This window comes from Nostoc sp., from assembly GCF_036917535.1.
Classification (GTDB): Bacteria; Cyanobacteriota; Cyanobacteriia; order Cyanobacteriales; family Nostocaceae; genus Nostoc.
Map to the genome: position 1 here is coordinate 1 of NZ_JBALDA010000063.1, position 14,950 is coordinate 14,950.

Sequence of the window (14,950 nt, forward strand, 5' to 3'; positions counted from 1 at the left end):
CCTCAACAGTCGGTCTTGCTTCAGCGCACCTTCAATATTCAGCATCATCCTTCCCTACCACTGCTGTCTATTCTCTCTTATTTCCCGACAAGTCTCATATATTCGCCCATCTTGGCTTGCGTCTGGCTCAAGCTATCAGATGGAGACATTAGCTCTAAAACAAAATCAGGAGCTATGGGAGGAAATTTCTCGCGCTGTTCGCGACTGAGTGCATTCCATCTTTCTAACTGTATCCAGGATACATCGGGGGAACGGTCTGGGCCGTTGGGAAGTTTAAAGCAAGTGGAAGAATCGAATACTTCTCCTAGTGGGACTTAGGCAAAAAACACCGATAAAATGACCTCAAACGTATATCTCAAAGGGTTTTGACATTGTTTTGCTTGGTTTGTTAATATATCTGGGTTTCAGGCGTTTTCGGACATTTGGTGTATTTCCCTTACCCCGCAAGGGTTTGAGGTTTATTTATTCCTCAAAAATGTTTAAGTCCCGCTAGTTGGGTTTGTTCGTTCCATAAGACAAATCGGGTAGTAAGTTTGGCATTGCATTTTCCAGTTTCTCCTCCTGTTGGTGGCATTACAATTAATTCTCCCTTGGCGTTGCGCTCAAATTTGACATCAGGATTATCCCGACACAGTTGGTAAAATTGGTCATTGGTAAGTTTGATAACGTTATTAAAGTTGATGGTAATCGCTGTCATAGCAGGGTGACATGATAGATCCACAATGTAATTTGCTGTAGGGGCGCACGTCTGTACGCTCTTACTACAATTAGCTTGACATGATTCAAGCAATATGTTAATAATAATAGTTTGTGGAAACTTTACTTCTTAAGATAAGCTCTTGGCTAACGTCATTGTCATAGGTGCCCAATGGGGCGATGAAGGAAAAGGTAAAATAACTGACTTACTCAGCCGTTCCGCAGATGTTGTCGTGCGTTACCAAGGGGGTGTCAATGCTGGACACACGATTGTAGTTAAAGGTCAGACCTTTAAACTGCACTTGATTCCCTCTGGGATTTTGTATCCAAATACCGATTGCATTATCGGTTGTGGCACAGTCATCGATCCACAGATTTTGATCGCAGAACTCGACCAACTAAAAGAGTTAAATATTTCCACTGACCACCTGCTGATATCTGAGACAGCCCACGTAACGATGCCTTATCATCGATTGATTGACCAAGCATCTGAAGAACGACGGGGAAGCTATAAGATCGGCACAACAGGTCGGGGCATTGGGCCGACTTATGCTGACAAATCTGAACGTACAGGCATTCGAGTTTTAGACTTGATGGAGCCGGATGGGCTACGCGAGCAGTTAGAGTGGACGATTAATTATAAAAACGTCATTTTAGAAAAGCTTTACAACTTGCCGCCTCTAGATCCACAAGAGGTGATTGAACAGTATTTGGGCTACGCAGAACGCTTGCGACCTTACGTTGTTGATACATCGTTGAAAATATCTGATGCGATTTGGCGACGGCGCAATATTTTGTTTGAAGGCGCACAAGGTACGCTCCTAGACTTAGATCATGGAACTTATCCCTATGTCACCTCCTCTAACCCAGTGGCGGGTGGGGCTTGTGTTGGTACTGGGGCAGGGCCGACAATGATTGACCGGGTAATCGGGGTGTCGAAAGCCTATACAACCCGTGTGGGAGAGGGGCCATTTCCCACTGAATTGGATGGAAAGTTAGGAGAACTATTGTGCGATCGCGGTGCGGAATTTGGCACAACCACCGGACGCAAACGGCGCTGTGGCTGGTTTGATGCCGTCATCGGTCGCTATGCCGTGCGGATTAATGGCATGGATTGTATGGCGCTGACCAAACTGGATGTTCTCGATGAATTAGAGGAAATTCAAGTTTGTGTCGCATATAACATAGATGGTCAACGCAGCGAACACTTCCCCAGAAGTTCTCGTCAATTTGCTAGATGTCGCCCCATCTACAAAACCTTACCGGGGTGGAAAGTGTCAACAACCCACTGCCGCACCCTGGAAGACTTACCAAAAGCAGCATTGGACTATCTAAAATTCTTAGCCGAATTGATGGAAGTTCCGATCGCGATCGTCTCACTAGGAGCCAGCCGCGATCAAACCATAATCGTAGAAGACCCCATCCACGGGCCCAAACGCGCTTTATTGCACCCTGACGGCACACCTGCTACCCTACTTAGTGCTTAGTGAGTGCTGTTAGCGGTAGCGGGGCGTTTAGCCCGTGCTGAGTACTAGGATTTAATGACAACTGACAAAGGACAACTTTTATGGCTATTACAGTCGAATCTCAAAAACGTCCAGAAGGCAGCAAGCCAAAAGCTTTGCGCCGTTCTGGACTCATACCTGCCAATTTGTATGGTCATAAGGGTACAGAATCCATTTCTTTTACCATTGATGCCAAGACTGTTGAGCGCTTGCTCAAGAGAGCTTCCGTCAATAATACCTTGATTGATTTAAACATTACCGATGCACCTTGGCGCGGTAAAACCTTACTGCGGGAACTTCAGATTCACCCCGCAAAAGGTACGCCTTACCACCTCAGCTTTTTTGCAGTTGCTGGTCACGGCGACACCACTGTAGAAGTACCACTGCGTTTTGTGGGAAGTGCTGTTGGTGTTAAACAAGAAGGTGGTTTTTTAGACACTGTTATCACTGAGTTGCAAGTGAGCTGTGCGCCAGAAAACATCCCGGAAATAATTGAAATTGATGTCTCTAACCTGAAAATTGGAGATAGCTTGCGTGTTCACGAGTTAGTCTTGCCTCAAGGTGTCACAGTTCTTGGTGATACGGAGCGAGTTGTAGTTAGCGTCTCGCAGCCTCAAATCAGCGCTGCTGCTGAAGATGAGGCTGAGTTAGAGAGTGAAACAGCCTCTGAAGCTACGTAAGTGTGTAATAATTTTTGATGATAGCCAGGGGGAAACTCCTGGTTTTTTTGTATTTGAACCCGCACAGAGAAGTTTGAGCGGCGGCTTCCGCCGATCAAAACTTCGGTAGGCGCAGAGAGCGCAGAGCAAAGAGATGACAGAAGTATAGCAAAGCGCTGAGTAGTGTAGTGGCTTCACCTGAGCGATCGCCTTCTGTTACCTGTGCGTAAGTCCTAAGTCTTTCTGCTTCTTGGGATCGCAAATTTTGAGTCTGTCCCCAGGTGGGTTGATATCATGTCCGCCTAATTAGTTATAATTCGCGCATCTGTGCAAAAACCAGAAAATCCTCTTTCTCCCTGCTCCCAGCAAGAACTGCGGTCTTAATGATAAGTTTTTAACCGGACACGATATGAGCCATCAACATTACTGTTAAAGGCGTCAGACAAACATCCAAAGCTAAAAAACTGGCGTTGCTGAATCAGAGTATGAATTGACATTTTTGATATAACTAAACAACGATTCTTTGCGCCTTTGCGTCTTTGCGTGAGACTAATTCATACTTTCAATCAGCAACGCCAAAAAACTGGTGAGAATTTTTTTCATAAAATAGCGCAGAGGTAGCTGTTTTTAATTGGGTGTTAGCAAAAGTTGTCGTTAGCAACATCAAAGTATTTGGTCAAGTCTGGGATTGCTACCCTACAAGAACGCTAAGAGCAAACGGAGCGATCGCAAGAACCCCTCGAGATCATCACTCAGCAAATGGGCTGCGATCAAGCATCTCGTTCCAACTGGGTGAGATAAATCCATGTACGCAACTACGACCGACTTCTGCTAACCAGGTTAATGCAGCCGTCTGAGGTTTTCGTTTGACTTGATTAGTTAATAATTCGGTCATCGCTGTATTGAAGCCGAGCCGAGGGTATGCTTCAATCACTTGCTCTACGGTTTCTGAAGCAATGTCAGTAATCCTGATTCCCAAAACATCTGCACTTGCCCCCAAATGTACCAGCGCAATTTCTGGCTGTTTCCGGGAGGCAATACCCACAGAGGTGTGAAGCGCAATTGCGTCCCAAACCACTTCCGCTTTCTCGTCAGACAAACCATGTTTTAAAGCAAAGGCTCGTGCCGCATCCGCTCCATCCACTTCAAATCGTTGTTCCCCCTCAAAGCGATCGCTCAACCCCAAGTCGTGCATCACAGCACCCAGGTAGAGCAACTCCCGATCACACTTTACCCCGTCGCGTTGACCGAGCAAATCACCGAACAGAAATGTTCGAATGCAGTGATGGCACAAAAAGCTTGGAGACACTTCTGCAACCAGTTGTGTGGCTTTGTTGCATATCTCACTGTCGGGAATTGAGTGATTCGTTAAGGGACTAATTAAGGACATATTTGCTTCCTTGAGTAACGAAAAAACAGGTTCAACATCAGCATTAATGATCGGCTTTGTTGCATGAATAGGAAAAAATGGTAAATTTTACACCAATTCTCTAAAATAAGGCAACAGATCTGACCATGAAGACAAAGGCGAAGTATAAAGTTCGCAATTGGAACTTGTATGATTGAGCACTCAAACAACGAGGCAGTATCAGCTTCTAGTCTCTGGGCGTGAGACACGATTTTACTTGTGCTTCCAGCTTTGGAAGACTCGCCTATTGGCTTGACCTTGTGGTTGGTAGAAGAATCTCCACGTATCCAAACCACGAACCATCCCCCAAAGAATCAAAACGTATAATGACCAAGGAACACTGAACCCGGTTAAGAAGTTTATTGCGACCAAACAGGCATTGATAATGATATATCTACTCGTTCTAGCTCGCAGTCTTGAGCGTTGACTGGCATCAAACTTTCGACGGTTCTCGGTTGCTTCTTGCTGATTGAGCCACTTGTTTTCTGCAAGTTCAAGGGTTTCGGGAAGAATCTGGAGTTCTTGTACAATTTCTAGCAACTGAGCGTAAGATAACTCAGTTTCTGAAGTATAGTGCTGCGCCACCGCAATGTTCAAAATTTGTTGCACCTCTTCCTGGCTATACAAGCGGGTTAGGAATTGTGACATCATTTCTACCTCTCAAATCTTCTCAGTTTGAGAATGGACGGGGGACAAAGCGCGCGATATATGATGCACCAGGCTTGAGGAGACATAGAACAATGTGAATCCAATCAGCGGATGAAGCACTTCTAGATGGAGGGGAGTCTTAAGATGAATGCTGGCAAATTGCAGTCCCAGCAGCACAGGTAGACTCACAGCAAGCGATCGAATTCTAGTTGAGACTGGCAGCATCAACGCTCCACCCAGCAACAGTAACGACAGCCCGCTGTACCCCCGCACCAGCCACACATGAATTGTCCACCAAGCAGGATCAGTGAAATAGGCAATCCCAACCGTTATCACCTGAGCAACCAAGCAAAGGTTAAAGACGATTGCAGTTCCATAAAAACAGATTCCTAGCCAATCAAAAGACCTGCGATCGCGATCAATTTCTGAAATTGTAGTCATAGCGAGTTGCCTATTTTACTTTTAAACCCATCGTCCCCATTGCATAGGCAATCGCCTGATTGACCAACTCAGATCCCGCTTTTTCAGGTGAACCAACATCGAATGGCGGAGCGGGATCGTACTCCATTAGTAGTTGAGTGATTTTGGCAGTTTCCTCGCCGTAGAGGGCTTTGGCAAGCACTAGACCAAAATCAATACCTGCTGTCACTCCTCCACCCGTGATCCGATTGCGGTCAATCACGACTCGCTCCGTTCCAACCTCAACACCCAAAAGAGCTAACTGTTGGCGTGCCATCCAGTGTGTTGCAGCGCGATAGCCGTAGAGCAGTCCTGCCTTTGCCAGAAACTCAGACCCACCGCAGACAGAGGTAACAAATTTGGCGCTGCTTCCTTGCTGACGGAGAAAGTCTAGCACTTGCAGGTCGTCTACAACTGCTTGCTGTCCCATGCCGCCGCCGATACAAATCACGTCCAGTAGCGGGCAATCTGCAAAGGTGGTGTCGGGCACGATCGTCATGCCATCATCGGTTTGGATCGGGTCTAGCGTTTTCCAGATGCGATGAATTTGGACATGGGGTAGCCCACTGAAAACTTGCTGGGGCCCAACAATATCTAACGCAGTCATGCCGGGATACATAACCAAGCCAATGATGTGCTTTTGCAAATTAGACATGAATCAATTCTCCGATTAACGCTTGCCATGAAATCTATCTTTATACTAGAAGTGGCAACCGACTACGCCTAGTACTCGATCGAGTACTCTATGAGGCACAACAATGACTTCTTTGGAGCTTTTGTTTGAAGCTATTTACCAGATCGAGGATGAAGCTGACCTGCGATCGCTAGTCAATGAGATAGTCATAGTATCCTGGGTATTAATTGTGATATTTTGGTTAGCTCGTTGGCAAGGCATCGCAGATGCACAACGAGACGCTGGTCAAAACTCCACCTTACCTGTTGTAGCCTTAATTACACCTGAAGAAAAGTTTGCTATGGGACGCAAACTTGATGATATATTTGCAGATCCATCTTTGAAAGGTTATCGCATTATTGGCGTTGGCGTAGCCCGCCGGAGGCATCGAGGTCTATTCGACGACTTGCGAGGCAGAGAAGATAATGATATCAGCAATACACAGCAGCCAAGGGTTTGGCGCTTAATCCTAGAACGTGGCGGCTGGATTTATTTATTTCGAGCATTACCCTCAAACGCAAAACCGAACGCTCCGAATTCAAAATTCAAAATTCAAAATTAATGATCCCCATAAATAAATTTAGGGGCTTGGGCTTGTATACTTTTCGTTTTCGGTCAGGGGGGATTACTTCGCCATAGCTCGTAATGACGAAATTACGTTATTTTTGCGTAAGTCCTGATCATTCTCAATTGACCAATGACCAATGACTAATGACAGTCTTCACAGAAAGTAGCGCAATATGTAAGCGCATTAGCTTATCAGCACTCAATTGGTAAATTGTGTAATAATTCTTGATGATAGCCAGAGGGAAACTCCTGGTTTTTTTGTATTTGAACCCGCAGAGCAAAGAGATGACAGAAGTAACTCTTCCAGCTTTTATTGAACAAATGTTGCAACCGGGATTTTATCCCCATCCGGTAACAGAACCCATTCAACTAATTCAAACTCACATTTCTTATGTGCTGTTGACTGGAGATTACGCCTATAAACTGAAAAAAACTGTGAATCTTGGCTTTTTGGACTTTTCTACCTTAGATAAGCGGCAGCATTTTTGTCAGGAAGAGTTACGGTTAAATCAGCGGGGTGCTGGTGAACTGTATTTAGAAGTTTTGCCCATAACTCTGGTAGGGGAGCAATACCAGTTAGGGGGAACTGTTGAGCCTGTAGAATACACGCTGAAGATGCGTCAGTTTCCTGAAGAGTCGCTATTAAGTACACTGTTTGAACAGGGTAAGTTAAATGAGACACTCCTAGATGAGTTAGGACGTGTGGTTGCTCAATATCATGCCGAAGCACAGACTAATGATTACATTCGCACTTTTGGCGAAGTGCCAAATATTCGGGCTGCCATTAATGAGAATTATCAGCAAACTGAAAAGTATATTGGTGGCCCCCAGACTCAGGCGCAATTTACAGAAACAAAGCAATATACAGATAACTTTTTTGCCGAACGTCCAGAATTATTTGCCAGCAGAATTCACAACAATTATATTCGTGAATGTCACGGAGACTTACACCTAAGAAATATTGCCCTTTGGCACGATAAAATTTTATTGTTCGATTGCATTGAATTTAATGAGCCGTTTCGCTTTGTCGATGTGATGTACGATGTGGCATTTACGGTGATGGATTTGGAAGCTCGCCAGCGTAAAGACTTGGGTAATGCATTTTTGAATGCCTATATAGAGCAAACTGGAGACTGGGAAGGCTTACAAGTGCTGCCCTTGTATTTAAGTCGTCAGGCTTATGTCCGAGCAAAGGTGACATCATTTTTGCTAGACGATCCGAGTGTACCCGCGATGGTAAAAGAAGAATCAACAAAAACTGCCGCTGACTATTACAAACAGGCTTGGGAATACACTAAACCAAACTTGGGACAACTAATTTTGATGTCGGGGTTGTCGGGTTCTGGCAAAAGTACTACAGCAAGGTCTTTAGCCCGTCAACAAGGAGCGATTCACCTGCGTTCTGATGCGGTGCGGAAGCATTTAGGGGGAATTCCTTTGTGGGAAAAGGGTGGCGATGATTTGTATACACCGGAGATGACCGAGAAAACTTACACACGGCTGTTGTCATTGGGGATTATCCTGGCTAAACAAGGTTTTTCGGTAATTTTAGATGCCAAGTATGATAAACAACAATTACGGCAAGAAGCGATCGCACAAGCTACAAAACATCAACTTATCCTTCAGATTATTCAATGCACAGCACCGCTTGAAGTTCTAAAAGAGCGTTTGAACAATCGCACTGGCGATATTGCTGATGCCACCGCCGATTTATTAGCCTCACAAATCAAACAAGCTGAACCTTTTACTGAAGAGGAACAACCTTATGTAAAGATTTGGGATACAACTCAGCCACAACAGGCACAATTAAAATAATTCGTAATTGAATTGAAAATTACGAATTACGTTAGCGTAGCGTTAGGAGTCCGCGCACTCTTTCAGAGAAGCAAGCTACGCTTTTAGCGTCTCGTAGAGAGCGTCATTAGTAATTAGTTAAATAAGTTTTTTATTTTATGGCAGACAAAAAGAACGACTTATTCAGTATTTCTCCTGGTTTCTTTTCTCAACTATTATTTGGGGCATTTTTAACACTTATATTAATAATGACAGGCTCTGCACCAGCCCTGAGCATCTTCTTAGGAATCATGGGCGGTTTCATCTTAAGCTGGATCGCAAATTTAACCGATAATAGCCCCCAGGCTCCAGCTGTTGCTTCCTCTGATGGTGTTGATGCAGGACTGAAATACTGGTTATTTTTCATGCTGGGCTTTGTATATTTGGGCTATCCAGCACCTATGAGTATTTTGCTAGGTGGATTAGGCGCTTTAGCTGGAGGCTGGATTACTGCTTGGTGGGGAAGTAAGGAAGAAACTAGAACTCAGTTGCAAGTTGAAGAATCAGAAGAGACCGAAGTTGAACCAACAAATGAAAGAATCAACAAACGGCAAATTAGAAGAGTCGGTCGCCGTTACCGCCGCGCTCCTGGAAGTGCTTTCAATTTCAGATTTTGGGAAAGGTAATAATTTAGGCATTGGGCATTGGGCATTGGGAATTGGGCATTAGCTTACCGTCAAGTATCGCCTAAAAACTATTCCACATTTTCCACTGCACCTAACGTTTTGAGAGTGGCAATTTGGGCTGAGGTTAAACCTTTAACGCCTGTGATATTCATGCCAGCATAGGGTTTGTTGTCAAGTGTCTTGAAACAATTACCCGATTGAACATCCCAAAACTTAATTGTTTCATCCCAACTACCACTTATTATAGTTGCGCCATCATTACTAACTGTAACTGACCAAACTGAATTATTATGTCCTTGGAGAGTTTTTAAACATTCTCCTGTGTAGATATCCCAGAGTTTAATAGTTTGGTCAGAACTGCTACTAACTATAACTAAATCGTTAACAATAGCCATTGATAACACTCGATTAGTATGTCCTTGTAATATCTTCAAGCACTTCCTGCTCTCGATATCCCATATTTTGATTGTTTGGTCGTCACTGCTACTAAATAAAGTTTTCCCATCAAGACTAAATAATATAGAATTGACAGAACTGTCATGTGCTTGCAGAATATTAAGACATTCCCCTGTATGGATATCCCACAATCTGACTGTTTGATCATCACTGCAACTAGCTAGAACTGCATTATTATAACTAATTGCCACTGACCATACTCTACCTGTGTGACCCTGTAGATTATGAATACATTCACCAGTAATAATATTCCATAGTTTTACTGTACTCTCCCCAGTACCAGCAGCTATAAGTCTACTATCAGGACTGATAGCTACTGAATATATTGAGCTATTATATTGTCCTTTTTGTTCTCCCATAATAGTCCAGCACTTTCCTGTATGAATATCCCAAAGCCTGACTGTACTGTCACCACCACCACCGCTAGCTAAAAGGGTACATTCGGAGTTAATTGCTACTGACCACACTCGACTATTATGTCCTTGCAAACTTCTAAGATAGTTTCCAGTTTTGACATCCCAAATTTTTATTTGACCATCATCTCCACTACTAGCTAAAATTCTATTATCTTTACTTAAAGATACAGAATAAACCATACTAGTATGTCCATGTACAGTGTTAAAATATTCTCCTGTAGAAGTATCCCAAAATTTTATTGTTGAATCACTACTAGCACTAACTATAGTGTTAGCATCAGGACTGATATCTACTGCCCAAATAGAATTTTGATGTCCTTGTAATATTTTTAGGCATTTTTTTGTATTGATATTCCAAATCTTTACAGTTTGGTCAACGCCACTACTAATTATAGTTTTATCATCAGAGCTAAAGGTTATTGATAGTATTTTATTAGTATGCCCTTGGAAAATTTTCTCGCATTCTCCGGTACTAATGTTCCACAGCTTAATTATTGTGTCATCACCACCACTAATAAGTTTTATTCCATTAGAGGCGATTGCCACAGATAATATCCGACCTGTGTGTCCATGCAAAGTCTTTAAGCATTCACCTGTTTGGAAGTTCCATACTTTTATTGTTTCATCCCAACTACCACTTGCTACTATTGAACTATCAGAATGAATTGCAACTGAGTAAACTGTTTTTGAATGTCCTTGTAGAGTTCTTAAACATTCTCCTGTATGTGTGTTCCAAACTTTTAGTGTTCTGTCATTGCTACCACTAATCACAATTGACGTATCAGAGGTAATTGCTACAGAGTAGACTCGACTGGTATGTCCTTGTAAAGTTCTTAAGCATTTACCTTTACTTATATCCCAGATTTTTACGGTTTTATCATCACTACCACTAATTAGAAATTTGCCATCATTACTAATAGCTACCGAACGTACCCAATCTGTATGATCTTGCAATGTTGAAATATGCTTACTGTTTTCAACTTGCCATAAGCGAATTGAACAATTTACTTCTCCTGTAGCAAATAACTTACCATCAGGGCTAAATGCTACTGATAAAACTCTTCCCAAGACTTGGGTAAAAAAACTTTCATTTAAACTTGCTTTGGTGAGTGTAAGACCTCGCAAACTCACGCTACTAAAATCAGCCCCTTTAATCACCGCACCGTTTAAATCTTTACCTTCTAATGCCGTCCTATCCACCTTCACTAAGACTGTCGCTGCATTCCCCCCAACATAATCAACCTCATCCTCACTTTTCCCTCGCGTTCCCTCAATAATCTTAATTACCGACTCCTTAGCCTCAACATCAATCATCCCCACCAGCAAGTCCATCACCGCTTTCGTCAAAGGTGCTTTACCAAAAGTCACCCTCAACTTCTCCAACGATTCGCTTATAAATCCCTTCAATGCCGCAGTTGGCAAAATCTCCCCAGATGCATCTACCTGACGGCTGAAACAAGAAGACCAACTATAATCAACAGGCGCAACATCATGATTTATCTGGAATCGCACCCGCGCTAACTCCGTAAAATCACTCGCCAACGCTCCCAACTCTGCCGCAAATTTATACGCTACAAAAAACTCTAACAAAGACCGATGCGCTGGAGTATAATCACCATCAGCATTGCGAATGAGCATTGTTTGCCCCATCATGTCATAATGCCAGTGGTCTAAATCCTTCTCTTCTTGCACCACCGAACCAAATAACCGCCGAATTCTGTCAGGGAACAGCCGATAATTGAGGCTCATTTGGTCAGTAGACAGCATTTCCCAAGAAAGTTCGCACAAAAAGTATAGCTTTTCTGCCAAAGAAGTAAAGGTGCGATCGCTCTTAATATCCCGTTCCATTTTCCGCCGCACCGCGTACAAGTAAACCCGCGACATATCCACAGGTTTACCCGCCTCAATATCTGGCAAAGCTTCCAAAATTAACTCTGTCATCACCGGACGACGGGCTAAATCCAATAATTGCGGATTTCCCATTACTTGTTCAACCGTTGCAGTTTCTGTTTGGTGCGACAACACCAGCCGAATTTGCTCGTCGTTAAATTTTTCCAGTTCCAACACTTCAAACTGGGGTGTTTCCCCCGTCAACTGCTTGGTAGAAGCTTGCAACTCGGCATTAAGTAAAGCGCGTCCTTCCTTAGCGTCGGGAAAATGTTCGGTGCGACAAGTCAAGACAACCTTAGCACCGGGAACCACCACTTTCGCCAGTTCCCAAAAGTTATTAATCATCTGCTGACGGTCAACTTTTGCTGCCATTTCGTCAAAACCATCAAAAATTAGCAGCAATTTGCCCATGCCGTTCAACTGGTCAAATACTTCGCTAGTTAAACGAATATTATGTTGTGTAAAAAAGAACCCCGCCAAGACGTTCTCAACATTTATCGCTTTGGCAAAATCTCGTAGCGTAATTACCAAAGGCAAACGGGGACGCTCAACACCGCGTTTTTGAGCATCTCGGTAACGTTGCAATGCCACCCAAGCATAATGGAAAGCAAACCAGGTTTTCCCCGTACCAAATTCTCCTAGTATAGAAATATGCTCTTTGGCGGGATCGTCCAACCAGACATCAATATAACCATCAATCCAACCATCGCGATCGCTATAATGACTAATACCGATGCGCTGCTTAGTATCGGGGTCAATTTCCTCTTTTGTGCAGGCTAAAGGAACATATTTTGTATCTATTTGCCGCCGGGTAATTTCTGCTTCTAACCAATCGAGATAATCGCTAAAATCAGCATCTTGGTCAATGAGTTCGTCAAAAGTATAACAACCTAAGTGGCGATTTTCCTCTTTTTCCACCTCATTCCGCGCCGCGCGTGCAATCCGTCTGGCTGTTACTAACCAACCTTCATCAGTTCTCTGCTGCTCCACAGAAGAACGCAAAACAGCTACATCCTTGAGTCCAACTTCCCCCTCAATTCCCCGGATTAGGATGCGGTCATATCGGTTACGCCGAGTTGGTACATTAATAATCCACTCAAAATATGAATCACCCCAAACTTCATACTTTTCAAAGCGGTAGCCCAAGGTTTCAAACCAGCCGCGCATTTGTTGGGCTAAAGCTATGGCTCGACATTGATTTTCGGTGTGTGTTTCAGCCTCCAGTAGTGCGGGGGAATTTTGTGCCAACCGTGCTATTTCTGCCCGAATACCTTCCAGCGTCGGCAACCTGTCGAGTAGTTCTTGGATATTTGCAATGCGTTTTTGCAAAGAGCCAATTTGTTGACTCATAAGTGTATCTGCCGGGTTGCGAGTGCGTTTAGCAACTTCCGCAAACACAATATAAAACGCGGCAATTTCCCGTCTAATGTCAATTCCCAAACTTCTAATGTCATCACCCAACGCGTAGGTATCAACCCAAGCATCAACCTCAGAAAGCAAAATTGAGGGGTTATTATGGTCAAATGCTTTGCGGAAAGCCTGTTTTATTGCTTCTTGGCGAAAAAGTTCTAACAAAGGCTTGGGTTTCCCAACACCGTACTCTACCAGTGCATAAGCATAAACCCCACTAAAATCCGCTGGTGGATGCTCTGGATCGAGGTTAAACTGCTGAAGTAATTTAATTACAGTCTCATTGCGCTGAATTTTTTCCTTAATTAAAGGATTAGCGATCGCAAGAATAGCGTTGATGACCTGTTCTGGGTTAATTATCATCATTAGTCATTAGTCATTGGGAATGGGGCATGGGGCATTGGGCATGGAAAAAGAAGAGGCAGGAGGCAAAAGTTCTTTAATTTTGAATTTTGAATTTTGAATTTTGAATTGATTTGTCCCCCTTGTCCCCCTGTCTCCTCTGCTCCCCTGCTCCCCATTCCCCATTCTTAACTAGAGCGGTTATTTTCTAAACCTGGGATTTGTTTAGAAAACAATTCGTTAGAGTTAACCTGACCATCTGAAACGACAGAACGTATGCCCTCTAAAGCAGCAGGAATGGAACGCGGATCTATAAAAATCACCTTGCTGCTATCGCTTTTACCAATTGTCGCGCCCATATCGAGATAACCCAAGGCAAATAATACTTCCACTGCTTTATTGGCATTGGGGTTATTGTGGAGCTTTTGGGCAATAATTTCTGATGACTCTGCGATCGCCTGGGCTTTCAAAACCTGTTGCTGACGTTCTGCTTGAGCTTTCAGAACGATCGCCTTTTGTTCGGCTTCCGCTTGTAAAATTACCGATTTTTGACGAGCTTCCGCATCCAGGATTTGCGCGTCAGCTTTACCTCTGGCGCTATTGACAGCAGCTTCGCGATCGCCTTCAGAAGTTAAAATTGCTGCCCGTTTGCGTCGTTCTGCTGACATTTGCAATTCCATCGATTCTCGCACTGCCTGAGACGGAATAATATCTCGCAGTTCTACCCGTGTCACTTTTACACCCCAAGGATCGGTAGCAACATCCAAATCCCGTAATAAAAGCTCACTGATATGGGAACGAGCAGTAAAAGTTTGATCCAACTCCAGTTGCCCCATTTCAGCGCGAATTTGAGTTAGCACCATATTTATCATTGCCGACTGGAGATTTTCTACCTTGTACCAGGCTTTTTCCATATCCACGATGCGCCAGTAAAACACAGCATCTACCTCAATGCCAACGTTGTCGCGAGTAATGCACTGTTGAGGAGGAATATCTAAGACTTTTTCTTTGATAGTTTCTCGGTAGACAACTCTATCTACAAAAGGAATGACTAAGTTTAGTCCTGGTTCCAGTTTTTTGTTATAACTACCCAATCTTTCCACCAAAGCTTCATTGCCCTGATTAACGACTTTTACCGAACTTGCGACAGCAGAACCACCAAGAGCTAAAAATACTAGTAAAAAAAACTGTTCCATTGTAAATCTCCTAATTTTTATTAATAAAGGGAGTGCACCCCTTCTCTGCGAGACGCTACGCGAACGGGGAATTCAAAATTCAAAATTAATAATCTCCATAAATAAATTTAATAGCTTGCATCCTTTTTTACTTCGGTCAGAAGAACTATTGAATTTTGACAAATGA

12 protein-coding genes and 1 pseudogene are annotated in these 14,950 nt (G+C 43.5%); 5 read left to right on the plus strand and 8 right to left on the minus strand.

Annotation, left to right across the window (positions count from 1 at the left end):
* Positions 1-95: 95 nt before the first annotated feature.
* Together V7K56_RS20395 and V7K56_RS20400 are read right to left on the minus strand one after the other, a co-directional pair.
* Positions 96-308: pseudogene (locus V7K56_RS20395) on the minus strand (Uma2 family endonuclease); the annotation flags it as partial.
* Between the two features lie 161 nt (positions 309-469).
* A complete protein-coding gene (locus V7K56_RS20400) occupies positions 470-721 on the minus strand; it encodes a Uma2 family endonuclease (RefSeq protein WP_442940117.1) in 252 nt (83 codons plus the stop codon).
* Positions 722-839: 118 nt separating this feature from the next.
* On the opposite strand from V7K56_RS20400, the gene V7K56_RS20405 reads away from it, so the two are divergent.
* Together V7K56_RS20405 and V7K56_RS20410 are read left to right on the plus strand one after the other, a co-directional pair.
* Entirely contained in the window at positions 840-2,183 is a 1,344-nt protein-coding gene (locus V7K56_RS20405; protein ID WP_334912994.1) for an adenylosuccinate synthase, read from the plus strand.
* A gap of 80 nt (positions 2,184-2,263) precedes the next feature.
* Positions 2,264-2,881 carry a 50S ribosomal protein L25/general stress protein Ctc gene (locus tag V7K56_RS20410; RefSeq protein WP_334912996.1) on the plus strand — a complete coding sequence of 206 codons (618 nt, stop codon included), beginning with the start codon at positions 2,264-2,266 and terminating at the stop codon, positions 2,879-2,881.
* A 727-nt stretch (positions 2,882-3,608) separates the two neighbouring features.
* Here the strand turns inward: V7K56_RS20410 and V7K56_RS20415 are convergent.
* The 4 genes from V7K56_RS20415 to V7K56_RS20430 form a co-directional block, all read right to left on the minus strand.
* Positions 3,609-4,250, minus strand: a complete 642-nt coding sequence (locus V7K56_RS20415) for an HD domain-containing protein (protein ID WP_334912998.1) — start codon at positions 4,248-4,250, stop codon at positions 3,609-3,611.
* A gap of 231 nt (positions 4,251-4,481) precedes the next feature.
* Positions 4,482-4,919, minus strand: a complete 438-nt coding sequence (locus V7K56_RS20420; RefSeq protein WP_334913000.1) for a 2TM domain-containing protein — start codon at positions 4,917-4,919, stop codon at positions 4,482-4,484.
* Between the two features lie 9 nt (positions 4,920-4,928).
* Complete coding sequence (locus V7K56_RS20425) at positions 4,929-5,357, minus strand: DUF6220 domain-containing protein (RefSeq protein ID WP_334913002.1); 429 nt, start codon at positions 5,355-5,357, stop codon at positions 4,929-4,931.
* A 10-nt stretch (positions 5,358-5,367) separates the two neighbouring features.
* Positions 5,368-6,030, minus strand: a complete 663-nt coding sequence (locus tag V7K56_RS20430; RefSeq protein WP_334913004.1) for a DJ-1/PfpI family protein — start codon at positions 6,028-6,030, stop codon at positions 5,368-5,370.
* Positions 6,031-6,133: 103 nt separating this feature from the next.
* On the opposite strand from V7K56_RS20430, the gene V7K56_RS20435 reads away from it, so the two are divergent.
* The 3 genes from V7K56_RS20435 to V7K56_RS20445 all read left to right on the plus strand — a co-directional run bounded on the left by V7K56_RS20435 (position 6,134) and on the right by V7K56_RS20445 (position 9,074).
* On the plus strand, positions 6,134-6,610 hold the full coding sequence (locus V7K56_RS20435) for a hypothetical protein (RefSeq protein WP_334913006.1): 477 nt from the start codon (positions 6,134-6,136) through the stop codon (positions 6,608-6,610).
* Positions 6,611-6,900: 290 nt separating this feature from the next.
* Positions 6,901-8,430 carry a bifunctional aminoglycoside phosphotransferase/ATP-binding protein gene (locus V7K56_RS20440; RefSeq protein WP_334913008.1) on the plus strand — a complete coding sequence of 510 codons (1,530 nt, stop codon included), beginning with the start codon at positions 6,901-6,903 and terminating at the stop codon, positions 8,428-8,430.
* Positions 8,431-8,567: 137 nt separating this feature from the next.
* Positions 8,568-9,074, plus strand: coding sequence for a hypothetical protein (locus tag V7K56_RS20445; RefSeq protein WP_334913009.1), 507 nt, complete (start codon positions 8,568-8,570; stop codon positions 9,072-9,074).
* A gap of 68 nt (positions 9,075-9,142) precedes the next feature.
* On the opposite strand, the gene V7K56_RS20450 is transcribed toward V7K56_RS20445, so the two are convergent.
* Both V7K56_RS20450 and V7K56_RS20455 read right to left on the minus strand, forming a co-directional pair.
* Positions 9,143-13,612: an NACHT and WD40 repeat domain-containing protein gene (locus V7K56_RS20450; RefSeq protein WP_334913011.1), complete on the minus strand. Its 4,470-nt coding sequence runs from the start codon at positions 13,610-13,612 to the stop codon at positions 9,143-9,145.
* A gap of 164 nt (positions 13,613-13,776) precedes the next feature.
* Positions 13,777-14,784 carry an SPFH domain-containing protein gene (locus V7K56_RS20455; protein ID WP_334913013.1) on the minus strand — a complete coding sequence of 336 codons (1,008 nt, stop codon included), beginning with the start codon at positions 14,782-14,784 and terminating at the stop codon, positions 13,777-13,779.
* Positions 14,785-14,950: the final 166 nt, after the last annotated feature.